This is a genomic window from Streptomyces sp. NPDC050422 (assembly GCF_044458665.1).
Lineage (GTDB): Bacteria > Actinomycetota > Actinomycetes > Streptomycetales > Streptomycetaceae > Streptomyces.
Genome location: NZ_JBITIE010000003.1, coordinates 146,361 through 165,595 on the forward strand (window position 1 = coordinate 146,361; position 19,235 = coordinate 165,595).

The following is a 19,235-nucleotide window of genomic DNA, read 5'->3' on the forward strand; positions in this document are numbered from 1 at the left end:
ACCTTGAGACTATCATCGCTCAGATGAGCGCAAATGGGCAGGCTGCACTTCTCAAATGATGGCACTGGGTGCCAGGTGCCTTCACTTTGATCGATCGCCGCCCCGGCTACTCGCTGTGGTCGAATGCGCGACTCGTCCGTGCTCTCCGTGGTTATGCGTACAAGGCTTGAACGCGTGCCCGTGATCGGTTCACCTGTGGGGTCACTTTCGATCTGCTGGCGGACGGGTGGTTGAGGTCGCATGACGGGCAAGTGGACGTACCCAGACACCTTCGATCTGGGTATGTTCCTCGCCGTCAGGGCAGCCACCGCGTCGTCGAGGAGTCGAGACCCGTGTCGGAAAACGAAGACCTTCAGAAGTTCGTCTACGACTTCACCGAGGGCAACAAGGAACTGAAGGACCTTCTCGGCGGGAAGGGTGCCAACCTCGCCGAGATGACCAACCTCGGGCTTCCCGTCCCTCCGGGTTTCACCATCACCACCGAGGCGTGCAAGGTCTACCTGGACAGCGGCGACGAGCCGGCCGCGCTGCGTGACGAGGTGAGTGCGCACCTCGACGCCCTTGAGGCCCGGATGGGCAAGAAGCTCGGCCAGGCCGACGACCCACTGCTGGTCTCCGTCCGCTCCGGCGCCAAGTTCTCGATGCCCGGCATGATGGACACGGTCCTCAACATCGGCCTCTCCGACGCCTCCGTCGTCGGTCTCGTCGCCCAGTCCGGCGACGAGCGGTTCGCGTGGGACTCCTACCGCCGCCTGATCCAGATGTTCGGCAAGACCGTCCTCGGCGTCGAGGGCGACCTGTTCGAGGAGGCGCTGGAGGCCGCGAAGGAGGCCAAGGGCGTCACCGTCGACGTGGACCTCGACGCGGGCGACCTGAAGAAGCTGGTCAAGCAGTTCAAGAAGATCGTCACGCGGGACGCCGGACGCGACTTCCCGCAGGACCCGCGCGAGCAGATGGACCTCGCCATAAAAGCCGTCTTCGACTCGTGGAACACCGACCGGGCCAAGCTCTACCGCCGCCAGGAGCGCATCCCCGGCGACCTCGGCACCGCGGTCAACGTCTGCTCCATGGTCTTCGGCAACCTCGGCCCCGACTCCGGTACGGGCGTCGCCTTCACCCGCGACCCCGCCAGCGGCCACCAGGGCGTGTACGGCGACTACCTGCAGAACGCGCAGGGCGAGGACGTCGTCGCGGGCATCCGCAACACGGTCCCGCTCGCCGAGCTGGAGTCCATCGACAAGAAGTCGTACGACCAGCTGATGCAGATCATGGAGACGCTGGAGACCCACTACAAGGACCTCTGCGACATCGAGTTCACCATCGAGCGCGGCCAGTTGTGGATGCTCCAGACCCGCGTCGGCAAGCGCACCGCCGGTGCCGCCTTCCGGATCGCCACCCAGCTCGTCGACCAGGGGCTCATCGACGAGGCCGAGGCCCTGCAGCGCGTCAACGGCGCGCAGCTCGCGCAGCTGATGTTCCCGCGCTTCGACGACGAAGCGAAGACCGAGCGGCTGGGCCGCGGCATCGCCGCGTCGCCGGGCGCCGCGGTCGGCAAGGCCGTCTTCGACTCGTACACCGCGGTCAAGTGGTCCCGCTCCGGCGAGAAGGTCATCCTCATCCGCCGTGAGACCAACCCGGACGACCTCGACGGCATGATCGCCGCCGAGGGCATCCTGACCTCGCGCGGCGGCAAGACCTCGCACGCGGCCGTCGTCGCACGCGGCATGGGCAAGACCTGTGTCTGCGGCGCGGAGGACCTGGAGGTCGACACCAAGCGCCGCCGGATGACGGTGGGCGGCCGGGTCATCGAGGAGGGCGACGTCGTCTCCATCGACGGCTCGACCGGCAAGGTGTACCTCGGTGAGGTACCCGTCGTACCGTCTCCGGTCGTCGAGTACTTCGAGGGCCGGATGCACGCGGGCGCCGACGACGCCGACGAGCTGGTCGCCGCCGTGCACCGGATCATGGCGTACGCGGACCGGGTGCGCCGGCTGCGGGTGCGGGCCAACGCGGACAACGCCGAGGACGCCCTGCGGGCCCGCCGGTTCGGCGCCCAGGGCATCGGGCTGTGCCGCACCGAGCACATGTTCCTCGGTGAGCGCCGCGAGATGGTCGAGAAGCTGATCCTGGCCGACACCGACCAGGAGCGCGAGACGGCCCTGGAGGAGCTCCTTCCGCTCCAGAAGGCCGACTTCATCGAGCTGTTCGAGGCGATGGACGGACTGCCCGTCACCGTACGGCTGCTGGATCCGCCGCTGCACGAGTTCCTGCCCGACATCACCGAGCTCTCGGTCCGGGTGGCGCTCGCGGAGTCCCGCAAGGACGCCAACGAGAACGATCTGCGACTGCTGCAGGCCGTGCACAAGCTGCACGAGCAGAACCCGATGCTCGGTCTGCGAGGGGTCCGGCTCGGCCTGGTCATCCCCGGTCTGTTCGCCATGCAGGTGCGGGCGATCGCCGAGGCGGCCGCCGAGCGCAAGAACGCCAAGGGCGACCCGCGTGCGGAGATCATGATTCCGCTCGTCGGTACGGTCCAGGAGCTGGAGATCGTCCGCGAGGAGGCCGACCAGGTCATCGCCGAGGTCCAGGCCGCCACGGGCGCCAACCTCAAGCTGAAGATCGGCACGATGATCGAGCTGCCGCGCGCCGCGCTGACCGCCGGTCAGATCGCCGAGGCGGCGGAGTTCTTCTCCTTCGGCACCAACGACCTGACCCAGACGGTGTGGGGCTTCTCCCGTGACGACGTGGAGGCCTCGTTCTTCACCGCGTACCTGGAGAAGGGCATCTTCGGGGTGTCGCCGTTCGAGACGATCGACAAGGACGGCGTGGGGGCGCTGGTACGCAGCGCGGTCGCGGCCGGCAAGGCCACCCGTCCCGACCTGAAGCTCGGCGTCTGCGGCGAGCACGGCGGCGACCCGGAGTCGGTGCACTTCTTCCACGAGGTGGGCCTGGACTACGTCTCCTGCTCACCGTTCCGCATTCCGGTGGCCCGTCTGGAAGCGGGCCGGGCGGCTGCGGAGTCGCGGGGCAGCGACAGCCGCTGACGCGGCAGAACCACTGATTCCGCGGGCTGTCGCAGGACCGGACGACCCTCATCGGTCCGCCGGCGGCCGCGGAATTCCCGAAGGCGGCGGCACCCTGTGCGGGGGTGTCGCCGCCTTGTCATGTGCGCGGGCCGGCGTCCGGGAGTGGCACTGCTCCCGGACCTGACACGGAATGTGAGCGCTTTCTGCAATACCCGGTACTCCCTGGGGCTCCCCGGTACTTCATTGCTTCGTTCAATGCGCAAAGAGATGGGCGGGAGCGGACCGGGGTGCGGTCCATGGATCCCCACCCATGGACCGCACCCGGCTTACCCCCGTCGAGCGCGGAGCCGCACCGTCACCAACCGCCGCCGAACGAGCAAAACCCCCCACGGCCTTCACTCGCTCTTCCGGTGGCTCCGGAATCGCACCCGACGTCGTACAGCCTTTCGGGTGACGGTGGTTCGGGGCGAGACGTTTCACCTCTGGCCGAAACCCCGTGGTGACGTCTAGTTACCCTTCGCATACTCTGACGCGGGGGCAATTGCAGGTGCAAGGGGTGGGGGTTCGGTGCTGCGTATCCATGTCTCCGGATGGGACCTTTCCAAGGTGCGGATGGCCACCGGGCCGGACGCGTTATGGGAGACCATTCTCAGCTTTCACCGGCTGAGAGACCGGCGGGCTTCCATGGTGTTCGGGAAATGGCGCTCCGAGGCGCGAGCGCGGTTGAATGGTGAAGTACGCCTGTTGTCCGCCGTGGTTCCACCGCGCGGCTATTTCCCGGACTTTCTGACGCCTTCTCAGGAAGCCGCCGAACCGATGGACTTCACCACCGGAATGGAAGCCCTGCGCGACACCCCGCCCGAGCGCCTGCAGGCCGAACTGGCGGTGCTGGGCGCGCAGGCAGTGGCCGGCGGCCGTGGTGCGGCCCGGCGGGCGGCCCGGCCCGTGGCGCTGGAGACGCTGGGCGAAGGGCGCGCCGAGCCCCTGGGCCGGCTCATCGGGGCCCTGCGCGCCTACCACCGGGCCGCCGTCGAGCCGTACTGGCCGCACATCCAGGCCAGCGTCGAGGCCGACCGCGCCCTCCGCGGCCGCGCACTCCTGGACGGCGGCGCCGACGAGCTGCTGGCCTCGCTCCCGCCGGTCATCCGCTGGCGGGCACCCGTGCTGGAGGCGGACTACCCGGTCGACCGCGAACTCCACCTGGACGGCCGCGGCCTGCTCCTCCAGCCGTCGTTCTTCTGCCGGGGCACCCCGGTGGTCTACCGCGACCCGCTGCTCCCGCCGGTGCTCGTCTACCCGGTCACCCACGCCGCCGCCCCGGCCTTCGCCGCACCCGGCCCCTGGCTCGGCCGGCTGCTCGGGAACACCCGGTCGACCGTCCTGAAGGTCATAGGCGACGGCTGCACCACCAGCGAGCTCGCCCGCCGGGCCGGGGTGTCCCTCGCCTCGGCCAGCCAGCACGCCTGTGTGCTGCGCGAGGCGGGCCTGGTGCACACCCTGCGCCACGGCAGCTCGGTCCTGCACACGCTCACCCCGCTGGGCGGCTCGCTGTTGCGGGGCGGTGCGCCGCTCGCCGTGTCCTGAGCCTTCGGGCCCCTGAGCCTTCGGGCCCCTGAGCCTTCGGGCCCCTGAGCCTTCGGGCCCCTGAGCCTTCGGGCCCCTGAGCCTTCGGGCCCCTGAGCCTCCGGTCCCCTGAGCCTCCGGGCCCCTGAGCCCCCGGTCCGCCGGGGAAGGTTTTCTGTCCGGCGCCGCGAGGGAAGGATTTTCTGTCCGGCGCCGATGAGTTCCCGGCGGGCCCGGCGTCTACCAGTCATCACGCGTTCGAGAAACGCACCCGGGACACCATCGAGAGAGCGGGACGCCCATGCCTCAGATGATCTTCGTGAACCTGCCGGTCAAGGACCTGGAGACGACCAAGGGTTTCTTCGGCAAGCTGGGTTACTCCTTCAATCCGCAGTTCAGCGACGAGCACACCGCCTGTCTCGTCATCAGCGACACGATCTTCGCCATGCTCCTGGAGGAGCCGCGCTTCAAGGACTTCACCAAGAAGGAGATCGCGGACGCCTCGACGCACACCGAGGTGATCCTGGCGCTGAGCGCCGACAGCCGGGAGAAGGTGGACGAGCTGGCGGACACGGCGCTCGCCTCCGGCGGATCGCCGGCCAACGACACCCAGGACCTCGGCTTCATGTACGGCCGCTCCTTCCAGGACCCGGACCACCACATCTGGGAGGTCGTCTGGATGGACCCGGCGGCCGTCGAGGCCGGCGGCCAGCCCGCCTGATGGCGGGAGGCGCAAGCCGTGCGGCGCCGGTGGCGGCACCGCACGGAAGGGCCCCGTTCAGCTGCGGAACGGCCCCGTGACCTCGTATGTGATGCCGCCGGACGAGCTGCCGCTCGTCCCGCGCTGCGAGGAGAAGTAGAGCCGTGTGCCGTCCGGGGAGAACGCCGGGCCGGTGATCTCCGAGCCGGACTGGCCGCTGATCCGCAGGAACGGGGCGACGGTGTCGGCCGGGGTGATCAGGCAGATCTCCATGTTCCCGCCGTCCTCGGCGACGTACAGGTCACCCGACGCGGACCGGGTGACGTTGTCCACGCCTGTCAGCGGGGCGGCGCCGCCGGTGACCAGCGAGTCGTCGTAGGCGAGCGAGATGCTGGACGCGTTCGCGTCGTACGCCCACACCCGGTTGTCGCCCTTCGTGGTGAACCAGCAGGTGCCCGCCGCGTAGAAGCAGCCCTCGCCGCCGTTGAAGACCTTGGCGCCGGAGACCTGGTAGCGGGTCAGGGTGGGCGAGCCGTCCGGGTCGGGGACCGTCGCCCAGGTCACCGGGCCGGAGGTGCCGGTGCCGGCCACCAGGACCTGCAGGGTGCCGGAGGACAGGTTGCCCCAGGTGGTGGGGCGGAAGCGGTAGAAGCGCCCGTCCGTCTCGTCCTCGGTGAGGTAGACGTACCCGTGGTCCGGGTCGGCCGCCGCGGCCTCGTGCTTGAAGCGGCCCAGCGCGGGACGCTGCACGGCCGCGTTCACACCCCAGGGGTCCGTCTCGTAGACGAATCCGCGGCTGACCTCCTCGCAGGACAGCCAGGTGTTCCACGGGGTGCGGCCACCCGCGCAGTTGTTGTTGGTACCGGACAGGATCCGCGAGGCGGAGGTGACGGTTCCGGAGGAGTTGAAGCGCACCGCGCTCGCCCCGCCGCCGCTCCCCGAGGAGACCTCGGCGTTGGACACGTAGATCCAGCCGCTGCCGTCGGCGAACGTGGCGCCGCCGTCGGGCGCGCTGTGCCAGGCGTACGAGGTGCCGGGGACGGTCTGCCCCGAGCGGGCGACGATTCTGCTGGTGAAGCCGCTCGGCAGCAGGATGCCGTTGCCGTTGGCGGCCTGCAGCGCGCCGTACGGGCCGGTGGCCGGCTGGGCGGGGCCGGCGAAGGCGGCACCCCGCCACAGGGTGCCGCCGAAGGCCGCAGCCGAGCCGCCGACAACCGCTGTGCGCAAGAAGGTCCGACGTTCCACGATCACTCCACGGGTGACGTGAGGGCCCGCCGGTCCGGTCGGCCCGGCGGGTCGAACGTCAGGACACTAGGGGTGCGCAGTTGACGGAGCGGCAACACGCGGTGAACGGGCCGGGATCAGTCCGCGCGGACCTCGAAGACCGGCACCGACACCTCGTCGTCGTCCAGGCAGGCGCCCGTCGCCAGGTCGAAGCGCTGCTTCAGGAGCGGGGAGGCGACGAACGGCTGCCCGCCGTCCGAACCGACCAGCCCGCGCGAGAGCACGTATGCGCCGGTGAACGGATCGCGGTTGTCGATCGCGTACGTACGCCCCGCCCGGTCCACGAACAGTGCGACCTGCCGGCCGTCCGGGAGGAGGGCGGCGACGCCGCGGCCCGGCGTCAGCAGCGAGCGGTCGCAGACCGTCAGCCAGTCGTCGCCGGAGGCGAGCCGGATGACCTGGGTGTCCTGCGCGGTCTCCATCGTCCCGTTCATCGTCTGGGTCGTCATCAGGAGGCGGTCCCTTCAAGAGTGCGGATGGCGAGAACCGGGCCCGCGAGGATGTCCAGGTCGGGCTTGACCTGGTCGCGTTCCGGGACGAACCTCACCGACGGGTCGGGCGCGTCGGGTGCGTTGACGAAGGTGACGAAGCGGCGCAGCCGCTCCGGGTCGTTGATGGTCTCGGCCCACTCGTCGCGGTAGCCGCGGACGTGGTCGGCCATCAGCCGCTCCAGCTCGTCGCAGAGCCCCAGGGAGTCGTGGACGACGACGTCCCGCACGTGCTCCAGGCCGCCGTCGATGCGGTCCAGCCAGGTCGAGGTGCGCTCCAGCCGGTCCGCCGTACGGATGTAGAACATCAGGAACCGGTCGATGAGGCGGACCAGTTCGGCGTCCGACAGGTCCTGGGCCAGCAGGTCCGCGTGGCGCGGAGTGGCGCCGCCGTTGCCGCCCACGTACAGGTTCCAGCCCTGGGCGGTGGCGATGATCCCGAAGTCCTTGCCGCGGGCCTCGGCACATTCGCGGGCGCAGCCGGACACGGCCGACTTCAGCTTGTGCGGGGAGCGCAGGCCCCGGTAGCGCAGCTCCAGGTCGATCGCCATCTTCACGGAGTCCTGCACGCCGTAGCGGCACCAGGTCTGCCCCACACAGGACTTGACCGTCCGCAGCGACTTCCCGTACGCGTGCCCCGACTCGAAGCCCGCGTCGACCAGCCGGGTCCAGATCAGCGGCAGCTGGTCGACGCGGGCGCCGAACAGGTCGATCCGCTGACCGCCGGTGATCTTGGTGTAGAGGCCGAAGTCCCGGGCCACCTCGCCGATCACGATCAGTTTCTCCGGGGTGATCTCGCCGCCGGGGATGCGCGGCACGATCGAGTACGAGCCGTTGCGCTGCAGGTTGGCCAGGAAGTGGTCGTTGGTGTCCTGGAGGGCCGCCTGCTCGCCGTCCAGGACGTAGCCGCTCGCGCCGACCGTCGGCGCCAGCGAGGCGATGACCGAGCCGACCGTCGGCTTGCAGACCTCGCAGCCGTCGCCGCCGCGCGCCGCCTCACGGCCGTGCGAGTCCAGCAGCTCGGCGTACGACGTGATCTCCAGGGTGCGGACGATCTCGTACAGCTCGCTGCGGGTGTACGAGAAGCAGCCGCACAGGCCCTTGTCCTGGCTCTGCGGGAGCAGCTGGCCGATGACCTTGACGCAACTGCCGCAGCCGGTACCGGCCTTGGTGCACTTCTTCACCTCGGGCAGCGTGGTGTGCTCGCAGATCGCGCCCTTGGTGACGTTGTGGCAGGAACAGATCACGGCCTCGTCGGGCAGGGAGGAGGGCCCGAGGGTGACCGGGTTGCCCGCGCCGGCCGGCAGCACCAGCTGCTCGGGGGCGACCGGCAGGACCGTGCCCGTCATCGGGCGGAGCGTGCCGTACTGGTCGGCGTCCCCGATGAGCACCCCGCCGAGCAGCGTGCCGTCCTGGCCGATCACCAGCTTCTTGTAGACGCCCGAGCGGGAGTCCGCGTACACGACGTCCAGGCAGCCCTCGGCGGTGCCGTGGGCGTCGCCGAAGGACGCCACGTCCACACCGAGCAGCTTCAGCTTTGTCGACAGATCGGCTCCGGTGAACGCCGCCTCCTTGCCCGCGATGACCTCGGCGGCCGTCTGTGCCATCTCGTAGCCGGGCGCCACCAGGCCGTACACCCGGCCGTCCGAGGCGAGCGCGCACTCGCCGATCGCGAAGACCGCCGGGTCGGAGGTGCGGCACTCGTCGTCGACGATGATGCCGCCGCGCTGGCCGACAGCCAGACCGCAGTCCCGGGCCAGCTGGTCGCGGGGCCTGACACCCGCCGAGAAGACCACCAGGTCCGTGGCGAGCGACGAGCCGTCGGAGAGCGCCATCCCGTTCACCGAGCCCTCCTCACCCGCGGTGACCTCCTGGGTGCCGACGCCCGTGTGGACGGTCAGGCCCATGTTCTCGATGGTGCGCAGCAGCGCCGCGCCGCCGCCCTCGTCCACCTGGACGGGCATCAGCCGCGGCGCGAACTCCACCACGTGCGTGTCGAGTCCGAGCCCCTTCAGGGCGCCCGCCGCCTCCAGGCCGAGGAGCCCGCCTCCCACGACCGCGCCGGTCGTCGCCGTCTTCGCGTACTCCTCGATCGCGAGCAGGTCCTCGATCGTGCGGTAGACGAAACAGCCCTCGCTGTCCTTGCCGGGGACGGGCGGGACGAACGGGTAGGAGCCGGTGGCCAGCACCAGCGTGTCGTAACGGAAGGTCTCGCCGGAGCGAGCGGTGACCGTGCGCGCCTCGCGGTCCAGGGACTCGGCGGGGTCACCGACCCGCAGCTCGAAGCCGTGCCGCTCCATGAAGCCCTGCTCGACCAGCGACAGGTCCTCGGGGGTCCTCCCCGAGAAGTACGAGGTCAGCTGCACCCGGTCGTAGGCGGCGCGGGGCTCCTCGCACAGGACGACGACCCGGGCGGCGCCGGCGGTGGCCGTCAGCCCGCGGTCGGCAAGGGCCTCCAGGAAACGCTGACCGACCATTCCGTGCCCGACGACCACGATGGTCGGGACGTCTGCTGCGGTGGAGGTGTGGGCGGTCGGGAAAGTGGACACCGGCATCTCAGAAGCCTCCGTCGTTGGTGAGCAGGTGGAGCAGGGACGTTTCGGCGGGGAGCGGTGCGTCGTCCTGCCAGGTGCGGGCCAGCGTGCCGACCGCGGCGAGATCGCCGAGCAGCACACCGCCCGCCAGCCGGTCGCCGCGGACGACGACCGTGCGGTACGCGCCCCGGGTGGCGTCGGCCAGCCGGATCACGTCGTCGCCGGGCAGCGGCCGCGAGTCGCCGAAGGCGGCGAGATCGAGCGATCCCGTGCCGGGGTCGGCCGGGCCGTTCAGCGTCAGCCGGGTCAGCGCCCGGGTGCCGTCGTAGCGGGCGGGCCGCCCGGCCAGCACCTCGGCGAGCACATCGGCCTGCTCCAGCGCCGGGCCCGCGAGCCCGTACACGGTGGAGCGGTGCTCGGCGCAGTCGCCGACGGCGTGGATGTACGGATCGGAGGTGCGCAGCTCGTCGTCGACGACGACGCCCTTGCGGACCTCCAGACCGGCCGCCTGCGCGAGCCCCGTACGGGGACGCACCCCGCAGGCCAGCACGGTGATCTCGGCGGCCAGCTCATAGCCGTCGGCGAGCTCCACGGCCCGGACCGCACCGTCGGAGCAGCGCAGCCCGCGGACCCGGCACTCGGTGTGCACCTCGACGCCGAGGGACTCCAGATGGCTCCGCAGCAGCCCGGCCGACTCCGCGTCCAGCTGCCGCTCCATGAGGTGCTCGCCCTGGTGGGCCAGCACCACCTGGGCGCCGCACTCGGCCAGCGCACGGGCCGCCGACACGCCCAGGAGACCGCCGCCGATGACGACCGCGTTCACCCCAGGCCGCACCGAGGTGCGCAGCGCCATGCAGTCGTCGAGGGTGCGGAAGGCGTGCACCCCGTCCGGCATCGTGCTCCCGAGCCCGCGCAGCGGCGGGAGCACCGGATTGGAGCCGGTCGCCAGCACGAGGCGCCCGTAGTGCACGACGCTTCCGTCGTCGCAGTGCACCAGCCGGTCGTCCCGGTCGATCCGCACCACCCGCACCCCGCGCCTGACCTCGGCCGGGGGGAGCGCGATCACGTCCGCCGGATACCGCCCGGCCAGCACCTCGGCCAGCAGCACCCGGTTGTAGGGGGCGTGCGACTCCTCGCCGATGACGGTGACATCGGGCACCCGGGCGGCGAGGCGTGCGCCTGCCATCCCGGCGCCGATCACCACCACCCGCGCCGTGTTCTCCGTCCGTGTCCTCATGACAGGAAGCGTGACCGGGAGGTGTTACCCGTCCGGATCCCCTCTGTTTCCCGGGAGGAACCTTGCGCTCAGCGTCCGCAGAACGTGTCTGTGAGGGCTGCGGGCGGCGCGGAGCTCAGAAGTGGCTCAAGAATTCCGGGACGGTTGGACGCGACACGTGCCGTTTCCTTAGGGTCGCGATCATGCCTGACATAACCCTGACCACCCTCGTCGTGCTGTGCCTCGCCGCTGCCGCGGCCGGGTGGATCGACGCGGTGGTCGGCGGCGGCGGGCTGCTCCTGCTGCCCGCGCTGCTGCTCGGACTGCCGCACCTCCCGGCCGCCCAGATCCTCGGCACCAACAAGGCGGTCGCGATCGTCGGCACGTCGGGCGCCGCCGTCACCTACGCGCGCAAGGCGCCGGTGAAGGTCGGCACGGCGCTGCGGATCGGCCTGGCGGCACTTGCCGGATCGATGACCGGTGCCTTCTTCGCCGCCGGGATCAGCAGCGAGGTGCTGCGCCCGGTGATCATGGTGGTGCTGCTGGCCGTCGCCGCGTTCGTGATGCTGCGGCCCCAGTTCGGCCGGTCCGCCGAGGAGGGCGTGGCGCCCCGGGTCACCCGGGCCCGTACCTTCACCGCGATCGTCCTGGTGGGCGGCGGCATCGGCCTGTACGACGGGCTGTTCGGGCCGGGCACCGGCACCTTCCTCGTGCTGGCGCTGACCGCGGTGCTCCACCTCGACCTGGTGACGGCATCCGCCACCGCCAAGATCGTCAACGTCTGCACCAACGGCGGGGCCCTGGCGATGTTCGCCTACCAGGGCAACGTGATGTGGCAGCTGGCGGCGCTGATGGCGGTGTTCAACCTGGCGGGCGGCCTGTTCGGGGCGCGGATGGCGCTGCGCAAGGGCAGCGAGTTCGTCCGCGGCGTGCTGCTGGTGGTGGTGTTCTCGCTGGTCGCGAAGCTTGCCTTCGACCAGTGGCAGGCCTGAGGTGCGGGGCCGGGTCCGGCCTCAGCGCACGCCGGTGAGGTGGGCGTACGCCACCACGTTGCCCTCGTAGCCCGTCGCGTCGGAGAACCCGCCGCCGCAGGTGATCAGGCGCAGCGAGGCGTGCTCCGAGGCCCCGTACACCCGCCGGTCGGGGAAGTCGTCGTTCTCGTACACCTCGATCGCGTCGACCGAGAAGACGGCGGTGCGGCCGTCCTGGCGGAGCACCTCGACCGCGGCGCCCTTCTTCATCGCCCCCAGGTCGTAGAAGACGGACGGGCCCTGGGCGTTGTCGACGTGACCGGCGACGATCGCGGTGCCCTTGGCGCCGGGCGGCGGGCCGTCCTTGTACCAGCCGACGATGTCCGTGTTCCCGGCCGGCGGTACGTCGAGGCTGCCGTCCGGTCCGAGCCCGAGCCGCATCATCGGGGCGTCGACCCGGATGCCGGGGATCCTGATGCGGACGGGCGCGGAGGGCCGCAGCGGCTCGGCGACCGGCGATCCGGGCAGCAGGCCGGGACCGGCGGCGAAGGCGTCGGCGGAGGCCGGGGCCGGTGGGGCCAGCTGGGTGTCGGCGCCGTTCCGGATCAGCCAGAGACCGGCCAGCGCCGCGACGACGAGCAGCCAGCCCTTGGCCTTCTGGGACACGGTCGTCCTCCGGGTGACGAAAGGTGGATACGGTCCCGTCCCGGTGGCGCGAGGCCACCGGGACGGAATCAGGGCGGTACGGAGAGGTGGAAGTCTCCGTCAGCTGCCGTCCTGCGTGCCGCTCGCCCGGCGACGCAGGAGCCAGGCTCCGCCGACGGCGGTCGCGGCGAGTACGCCGGCTCCCGCCGCGATCTGGGTGGTGTCCGGTCCGACGCTGCCGCCGACACCGGTCTTCACATGCCCCGTGGGGGCGGTGGGCGCGGCCGAGGTGCGGTGGCCGGAGGGGGTCTCGTAACCGCCGGACGAGCTCTCGTGCCCGGCGGAACTCTCGTGCCCGGTGGGGGTCGGGCGGGCAGTGGGCGTACCGCGTCCGGGGAGCGCGGGGGCGTCCGGCACGAGGGCCGCACCGGAGGCCTCGGCCTCGTCGAGCCCGGTGGCGTCGTACTCCTCGGAGTCGTACAGGTCCGAGGGCAGACCGGCACCGGCCGGGGAGTCCGCGTCGGAGGACCCGGCGGCGCTGTCCTTGCCCGCGGTGCCCGCCGCCTTCACCTCGACCTCCCCGGTGGCCTTCTTGCCGTTCTCGCAGGCCACGTCGATGCTGTACGGCCCCGGCTCGATGTTGCCCGGCACCCGGAACGAACCGGCCAGGACCTCCTTGAGGGTGGCCGGAGCCAGCGCGAACTCGGAGGTGTCCAGAGCGCTCGCGTCACCGGTGGCGCCCGTGTCGCTGCCGCAGGCGGTGGTGTTCACGGTGACGGTGGCGCCCGGGGCGGCACTCGCGGGAGTGATCTCCAGTGGCCCCAATTCATCCCCGTACGCGGACGGGGCGGCGGCGCCGATGCCGAGCGCGACAGCGGCGAGGGCCGCGGCGGCGGTGCCGGTCACGAGGCGGGCAGGACTGCGCATGGGGGTTCCTCCGAGCGGGGGTGGCGCCGGGCTGGTGTGTCCTGGGTCCGAGCTAACGGCCCTCCCGCCACCCATGCCTGCTGACACCGAGTCAGCATTCACCCGATCGGACCGGCGCCGCCTCCTTGCCACGGCCCATGCGCGCAGGTCACAGCGGTGATGGTGAGGTGTTGGCCCCGTCCTGCGGTGTCCGGTGCCGATCGGGTGACGCCCGCCGAAGAGAAAGTGGCGTACGTCACATGCATGAGCCGGCCGTCCGCGGGCACACGAAGCACACCCCCCACGGGACGGTGCGCACAGCCGCCCCCGGCCGCCGCCCTCACCGGGCCCACCCCCCCTGGGCCCGGTGGGGGCGGTTCGTCCTGTGCCGACAGCCGCTCAGGCGGGTGCGGCGGCGGACCACACGATGACGGGCGGCCGGACCCTGGCGCAGAGCGGCTGCCCCCTGGCATCGGAGAGCGGCAGCCGCGCGGTGAGGTGCCCGGAGCGCACGGCCGCTTCGAGGACATCCGCGTCGATGTCGGAGAACATCAGCTTGGCCCGCCGGAACATGGAGAACAGCCCGTCCCCGTCGACCGTGCCCCACGACAGATAGACGAACCGTCCGCCGAGCCGGTTCTGTACGTACGGCCCGCTCACCTCGACGCCGTCCTGGCCGGTGGCGGTGGTGCAGTCCAGGGTCCAGCGGGCGGCGGGAGCGTCGCCGGGGTGCAGCCCGAGGAGTTCGTCGGGCCGGTCCTTGCGCTGGACGCCCACGTGGATGTTCTCGCGGCCGGCGAAGTCGCCGCCGGGCCCGCAGTCGCGGCCGGGCAGGTGGGAGCCCTCGATGTGGATCTGCATGCGCGGCGGACGCCCTTCGGTCGGATTCTGCACGGGTTCCATGGTCCATCTTCGCGGCGGCCCGCCGGTCGGGTGCGTCAGACGGTGTCCCGGTCGGCAGCCTCGTACGCCGCCGCCAGCCGCTTCATCAGCTCCTCGTCGACCGTGAACGCCGTGTCGTCGATCCGGGCGACCGGCGCCATGCCCTGCGAGTTGGTGACGAAAGCCGACCGGTAGGCCCCCAGCCCGGTCAGATCCACCGGGCGGTGCAGCGACGGCACACCCGCGCCGGGCAGCTCCTGCTCCAGCAGTGCCATGGTGATGCCCAGTAGTGCGGGTGCCTGCGGCCAGATGACCGAAGTGCCGTCCCAGAAGCCGATGTTGGTGATCGCACCCTCGGTCACCGAGCCGTCCGGCAGGGTCAGCAGCGCGTCGTCGAAGCCGGCCCGGCGGGCGAGCTCCCCGTAGTACGTCTGACCGAATTCCCCGGGACGCTTGAGGTGCGGCACGGTGCGCGCGTACGGGACGGACATCAGGTTCACCGGCCGCGGGTCCATCCGGGCCGGTCCGCGCACCGTGACCACGACGGTCGTCGTGGCGGCGCCCGGCGGACGCAGTCCCTGCACCCGCACCGAGGCGTCGGCCGTCCCCGCACCCCGCAGCGCGTGCCGGACCAGTTCCCGTACCAGGCTGCCGTCCAGCGGGAGTTCGAACAGCTCCCGGTTCGCGGAGTCGAGCCGCTCCAGATGAAGCCCCAGGCCGCGCACCCGGCCGCCCCTGACCTGCATGGCCGTGAAATGGCCGTAGCCGAAGAAGGCCGCCGTGCGCAGATCGTCCTCGGTGGCCGGATGCCCGTCGAACTCGGCGTAGGGGAGCGGTGCGGCCGCTGGAGTCGTCATGCCGTCCACCGTATGCCGACACGCCCGGCGGCCGGGCCGGACCGTGCGCGCTTGACCTCAACCATGGTTGACGTACGAGCCTCTTGGCATGGACCTCACCACAGCCGGAACCACGGCCACCGCTCTGTCCGACACCGCCCCCCTGAAGGTCGCGGTCATCGTCGCCAGCAACCGCGAGGGCCGGTTCGCGCCCGTCGTCGCGGACTGGTTCCGCTCCCGTACCGACGGCCACCCCGGCATCGAGACCGACCTGGTCGACGTTGCCGCACTCGACCTCCCGACCGCCCTCTCCTACCGCCCCGGACCCGAGGACCAGGCCCTGCTGGCCGAGGTCTCCGGCCGGCTGGCGGCAGCCGACGCCTTCGTCGTCATCACCCCCGAGTACAACCACTCCTACCCGGCCCCGCTCAAGAACCTCATCGACTGGCACTTCACCGAATGGCAGGCCAAACCCGTCGCGTTCGTCTCCTACGGCGGGGTCTCCGGCGGTCTGCGCGCGGTCGAGCACCTGCGGCAGGTCTTCGCCGAACTGCACGCCGTCTCCATCCGCGACACCGTCTCGTTCCACAATGCCGGAGCCCTCTTCGACGACGAGGGCAATCACCGCGACCCGGTCGGCCCCGACGCTGCGGCGAAGTCCCTCCTGGACCAACTGATCTGGTGGGGGCGGGCACTGAGGGGCGCCAGGGCGGCCCATCCGTACGGCGGCTGATCGCGCCCCGGCAGCACCGGCCCGACAATCGGGGGAGCACCCGCTGCCGATCCGAGGAGACCGAAGGTGACACCGCCCGCATGGCTGACCGTACTGACCACGACGGACAGTGAGGAGAAGGCCCAGCTCCTGGCGCAGGGCGCGGTGGAGGCGCGACTTGCCGCCTGCGTGCAGATCTCCGCGCCCGTCACCTCGGTCTACCGGTGGGAGAACGCCATCGAGACCACCGAGGAGTGGCAGCTCTTCTTCAAGACGAGCGCCGAACGGTACGACGAGCTGGAGGCGTACCTCCAGGAGTCGCACGACTACGACACCCCGGAGATCATCGCCCTGCCGGTGCTCCGGGGCAGCGCCCGCTACCTGGCCTGGGTATCGGCGGAGACGGCCCCGGTCACCTCGCTCTGAGGGGCGCCCTGCGCCGCGGTGAGCGCCTCCACGCGCACCGCGCACACCTTGAACTCCGGCATCTTCGACACCGGATCCAGAGCCGGGTTGGTCAGTGTGTTGGCCCGGCCCTCACCCGCCCAGTGGAACGGCATGAACACGGTGTCCGCCCGGATCGCCACGGTGATCCGGGCGGGCGCCACCGCCCGCCCGCGCCGTGAAGTGACGGCGACCGGATCGCCCTCGGCCACCCCGATCCGCTCGGCGAGCCGGGGATGCAACTCCACGAAGGGGCCCGGGGCGGCGGCGTTCAGCTCCGCCACCCGGCGGGTCTGCGCCCCCGACTGGTACTGGGCGACGACCCGGCCCGTGGTCAGCACCACCGGATACTCCGCGTCCGTCTCCTCGGCGGACGGCCGGTGCGTCACGGGTACGAACCGGGCCCGCCCGTCGTCCGTCGCGAACCGGTCCAGGAACAGCCGGGGCGTACCGGGGTGCTCCGTGTCCGGGCACGGCCAGAAGACCCCGTCTTCGGCCGCGATCCGCTCGTACGTGATGCCCGCGTAGTCCGCCGGGCCGCCCGCCGAGGCCCGGCGCAACTCGTCGAACACCTCCTCCGGGTCGGCCGGGAACCCCTTCCCGTGCCCGAGGAGACCGGCCAGCCCGTGCAGCACGTCCAGATCGCTGCGGACACCCCCGGGCGCGCTGACCGCACGCCGCCGCAGCAGCACCCTGCCCTCCAGATTGGTCGTCGTCCCGGTCTCCTCGGCCCACTGCGTCACCGGCAGCACCACATCGGCCAGCGCGGCCGTCTCCGACAGCACCACATCGGCGACCGCGAGGAAGTCCAGCGACCGCAGCCGCTCCTCCACATGCCCCGCGTGCGGCGCGGACACCACCGGATTCGACCCCATCACCAGCAGCGCCCGCACCTCGGTGCCCAGCGCGTCCAGCAGCTCGTAGGCGCTGCGCCCCGGCCCCGGGAGCGAGTCGGGATCGACCCCCCACACCCCGGCGACATGGCGGCGCGCCGCCGGGTCGGTGAGCTTGCGGTAGCCGGGCAACTGGTCGGCCTTCTGGCCGTGTTCACGGCCGCCCTGGCCGTTGCCCTGCCCGGTCAGGCAGCCGTAACCGGACAGCGGCCGGCCCGCGCGCCCGGTGGCCAGCGCGAAGTTGATCCAGGCGCCGACGGTGTCCGTACCCTTCGACTGCTGCTCCGGGCCGCGCGCGGTGAGCACCATGCCGCTCTCCGTGCCGCAGAACATCTCGACAGCCGCCCGCAGTTGGGGCACCGGAACGCCGGTCAGCCGCTCCACCAGCTCCGGCCAGTGGGCCATCACCCCGGCCCGCGCCTCGTCCCAGCCGCTGGTGCGCTCCCGTACGAACTCCTCGTCCACCCGCCCCTGCGAAACCACCAGGTGCAGCATGCCGAGCGAGAGCGCCAGGTCGGTGCCCGGCCGGGGGGCGAGGTGGAGGTCCGCCTGCTCGGCAGTCCTGGTGCGGCGCGGATCGATGACGATCAGCCGGCCGCCGTTCTCCCGGAGTTCGGTCAGATACCGCAGCGCGGGCGGCATGGTCTCCGCGAGGTTCGACCCCACGAGGATCACGCACCCGGTGCGCGGAACGTCCTCCAGCGGGAACGGCAGCCCGCGGTCGAGGCCGAAGGCCCGCTGGTGCGCGGCGGCCGCCGACGACATGCAGAACCGCCCGTTGTAGTCGATCTGAGAGGTGCCGAGCACCACCCGGGCGAACTTCCCGAGCGCGTACGCCTTCTCGTTGGTCAGCCCGCCACCGCCGAACACGCCCACCGCGTCGGCCCCGTGCTCCGCGCGCGTCCCCCGCAGCCCTTCGGCGATACGGGCCAGCGCCTCGTCCCAGCCGGCCGGCTCCAGCTCCCCGCTCGCCGCGTCGCGTACGAGCGGCCCGGTCAGCCGCACCGCGGACGAGAGCACGGCGGGCGCCGAGCGGCCCTTGCCGCACAGGGCGCCCCGGTTCACGGGGAAGGAGGTGCGCTCCTCGACCTCGACGACCGCGTCGCCGGCGACCGGGCGCAGGTTCATGCCGCACTGCAGTGCGCAGTACGGGCAGTGGGTCGCGGTGGCGGCAGTCGCGGTGCTGGTCATGGCCCCAGACTGCGAGCCGGGTGTTACGCGGGCGCCCGCTCCCGGTTACACCGCCGGTACGCCCACCTCAGCCTGCCCCGCACCCGGCGGTGAGGTGAGCGGAGCCGTCACCGTTCGTCCGCCGCGAGGGCCTCGGCAACCCCCGTTTCCTCGGGCCCCAGGAAGTGCGGATCCGGCTCGAACAGGGCGTCCAGGGCCGCCTTCCCCGCCGCGAACACCTCCCGCGTGCCGCCGTAGTACCAGGTCACATCGTGTACGGCCTCGACCCCGACGCCGTACGCGTCGATCCCCGCCGCCCGGCACAGGGCGATCGCCCGCCGGATGTGGAACCCCTGGCTCACCAGCACGGCCCGCTCGACGCCGAAGATCTTCCTGGCCCGCACGCACGAGTCCCAGGTGTCGAAGCCGGCGTAGTCGCTGACGATCCTGCTGTCCGGCACCCCGTGCGCGACCAGGTACGTGCGCATCGCGTCCGGCTCGTCGTACTCCACCCGGCTGTTGTCACCGGTCACCAGCACGACCTTCACCTTCTTGTCCCGGTACAGCCCGGCCGCGGTGCTCAGCCGGTTCGCGAGATACGGGGACGGCCTGCCCTCCCACAGCCCCGCGCCGAACACCACCGCGACCTGCTGCGCCGGCACGTCCGCCGCCGTCCTGACCCGGGCGTCGGCGACCGTGTGCATCCAGGTGGCCGGGGCCAGCGCCAGCACACAGGCGGCCATCACCCCTTGCACGGCCAGGCGCCGCCCCCGCCGGGTCCGCGGCAGCCGTGGCCGCAGCCGGGCGGCGGTCCGCCGCAGCGCCCGGACCGCCCGTCCTCCCCAAGGCCTCAGCCGCATCGGAGCCCCCATCCCTCTTGTCGTGTCGCACCATCCCCTACCGCTTGACGAGCAGACGGCCGAAACGGTTCTCCGCCACCGCCGTCGATAGCATCGGCCGATGTT

The 19,235-nt window shown here is 71.6% G+C and carries 16 protein-coding genes; 6 read left to right on the forward strand and 10 right to left on the reverse strand.

Going from position 1 to position 19,235, the window contains the following annotated elements:
* The first annotated feature begins 332 nt into the window (after positions 1-332).
* The 3 genes from ppdK to ACIBJG_RS05265 all read left to right on the forward strand — a co-directional run bounded on the left by ppdK (position 333) and on the right by ACIBJG_RS05265 (position 5,310).
* On the forward strand, positions 333-3,044 hold the full coding sequence (gene ppdK, locus ACIBJG_RS05255; protein ID WP_399304092.1) for a pyruvate, phosphate dikinase: 2,712 nt from the start codon (positions 333-335) through the stop codon (positions 3,042-3,044).
* Between the two features lie 549 nt (positions 3,045-3,593).
* Positions 3,594-4,610: an ArsR/SmtB family transcription factor gene (locus ACIBJG_RS05260; protein WP_399304094.1), complete on the forward strand. Its 1,017-nt coding sequence runs from the start codon at positions 3,594-3,596 to the stop codon at positions 4,608-4,610.
* A gap of 280 nt (positions 4,611-4,890) precedes the next feature.
* The gene (locus tag ACIBJG_RS05265) at positions 4,891-5,310 is read left to right on the forward strand and encodes a VOC family protein (protein WP_399304096.1); all 420 of its coding nucleotides are present in this window, start codon (positions 4,891-4,893) and stop codon (positions 5,308-5,310) included.
* 57 nt (positions 5,311-5,367) lie between these two features.
* On the opposite strand, the gene ACIBJG_RS05270 is transcribed toward ACIBJG_RS05265, so the two are convergent.
* The 4 genes from ACIBJG_RS05270 to ACIBJG_RS05285 all read right to left on the reverse strand — a co-directional run bounded on the left by ACIBJG_RS05270 (position 5,368) and on the right by ACIBJG_RS05285 (position 10,832).
* Complete coding sequence (locus ACIBJG_RS05270) at positions 5,368-6,534, reverse strand: alkaline phosphatase PhoX (protein WP_399304098.1); 1,167 nt, start codon at positions 6,532-6,534, stop codon at positions 5,368-5,370.
* A 116-nt stretch (positions 6,535-6,650) separates the two neighbouring features.
* Positions 6,651-7,022: a nitrite reductase small subunit NirD gene (gene nirD / locus ACIBJG_RS05275; protein ID WP_399304100.1), complete on the reverse strand. Its 372-nt coding sequence runs from the start codon at positions 7,020-7,022 to the stop codon at positions 6,651-6,653.
* Positions 7,022-9,616, reverse strand: coding sequence for a nitrite reductase large subunit NirB (nirB, locus tag ACIBJG_RS05280; protein WP_399304102.1), 2,595 nt, complete (start codon positions 9,614-9,616; stop codon positions 7,022-7,024). Before nirB ends, nirD begins: the two co-directional genes overlap by 1 nt.
* A gap of 1 nt (position 9,617) precedes the next feature.
* Positions 9,618-10,832, reverse strand: a complete 1,215-nt coding sequence (locus ACIBJG_RS05285; RefSeq protein ID WP_399304104.1) for an NAD(P)/FAD-dependent oxidoreductase — start codon at positions 10,830-10,832, stop codon at positions 9,618-9,620.
* A 182-nt stretch (positions 10,833-11,014) separates the two neighbouring features.
* Between ACIBJG_RS05285 and ACIBJG_RS05290 the strand changes: the two genes are divergently transcribed.
* Positions 11,015-11,803, forward strand: a complete 789-nt coding sequence (locus ACIBJG_RS05290; RefSeq protein ID WP_399304106.1) for a sulfite exporter TauE/SafE family protein — start codon at positions 11,015-11,017, stop codon at positions 11,801-11,803.
* 21 nt (positions 11,804-11,824) lie between these two features.
* Here the strand turns inward: ACIBJG_RS05290 and ACIBJG_RS05295 are convergent, their stop codons facing one another.
* The 4 genes from ACIBJG_RS05295 to ACIBJG_RS05310 all read right to left on the reverse strand — a co-directional run bounded on the left by ACIBJG_RS05295 (position 11,825) and on the right by ACIBJG_RS05310 (position 15,072).
* On the reverse strand, positions 11,825-12,448 hold the full coding sequence (locus ACIBJG_RS05295) for a class F sortase (RefSeq protein WP_399304108.1): 624 nt from the start codon (positions 12,446-12,448) through the stop codon (positions 11,825-11,827).
* A 99-nt stretch (positions 12,449-12,547) separates the two neighbouring features.
* Positions 12,548-13,354: a hypothetical protein gene (locus ACIBJG_RS05300; protein WP_399304110.1), complete on the reverse strand. Its 807-nt coding sequence runs from the start codon at positions 13,352-13,354 to the stop codon at positions 12,548-12,550.
* A gap of 378 nt (positions 13,355-13,732) precedes the next feature.
* Positions 13,733-14,194 carry a DUF5990 family protein gene (locus ACIBJG_RS05305; RefSeq protein ID WP_399304522.1) on the reverse strand — a complete coding sequence of 154 codons (462 nt, stop codon included), beginning with the start codon at positions 14,192-14,194 and terminating at the stop codon, positions 13,733-13,735.
* A 77-nt stretch (positions 14,195-14,271) separates the two neighbouring features.
* The gene (locus ACIBJG_RS05310) at positions 14,272-15,072 is read right to left on the reverse strand and encodes an aminotransferase class IV (protein ID WP_399304112.1); all 801 of its coding nucleotides are present in this window, start codon (positions 15,070-15,072) and stop codon (positions 14,272-14,274) included.
* 88 nt (positions 15,073-15,160) lie between these two features.
* On the opposite strand from ACIBJG_RS05310, the gene ACIBJG_RS05315 reads away from it, so the two are divergent.
* Both ACIBJG_RS05315 and cutA read left to right on the forward strand, forming a co-directional pair.
* Positions 15,161-15,784: an NADPH-dependent FMN reductase gene (locus ACIBJG_RS05315; protein WP_399304114.1), complete on the forward strand. Its 624-nt coding sequence runs from the start codon at positions 15,161-15,163 to the stop codon at positions 15,782-15,784.
* Between the two features lie 66 nt (positions 15,785-15,850).
* A complete protein-coding gene (cutA, locus tag ACIBJG_RS05320; RefSeq protein WP_399304116.1) occupies positions 15,851-16,189 on the forward strand; it encodes a divalent-cation tolerance protein CutA in 339 nt (112 codons plus the stop codon).
* On the opposite strand, the gene ACIBJG_RS05325 is transcribed toward cutA, so the two are convergent.
* Together ACIBJG_RS05325 and ACIBJG_RS05330 are read right to left on the reverse strand one after the other, a co-directional pair.
* Positions 16,141-18,291, reverse strand: a complete 2,151-nt coding sequence (locus tag ACIBJG_RS05325) for a molybdopterin oxidoreductase family protein (protein ID WP_399304118.1) — start codon at positions 18,289-18,291, stop codon at positions 16,141-16,143. The genes cutA and ACIBJG_RS05325 overlap by 49 nt on opposite strands.
* A 107-nt stretch (positions 18,292-18,398) precedes the next feature.
* The gene (locus ACIBJG_RS05330; RefSeq protein WP_399304120.1) at positions 18,399-19,130 is read right to left on the reverse strand and encodes a vancomycin high temperature exclusion protein; all 732 of its coding nucleotides are present in this window, start codon (positions 19,128-19,130) and stop codon (positions 18,399-18,401) included.
* Positions 19,131-19,235: the final 105 nt, after the last annotated feature.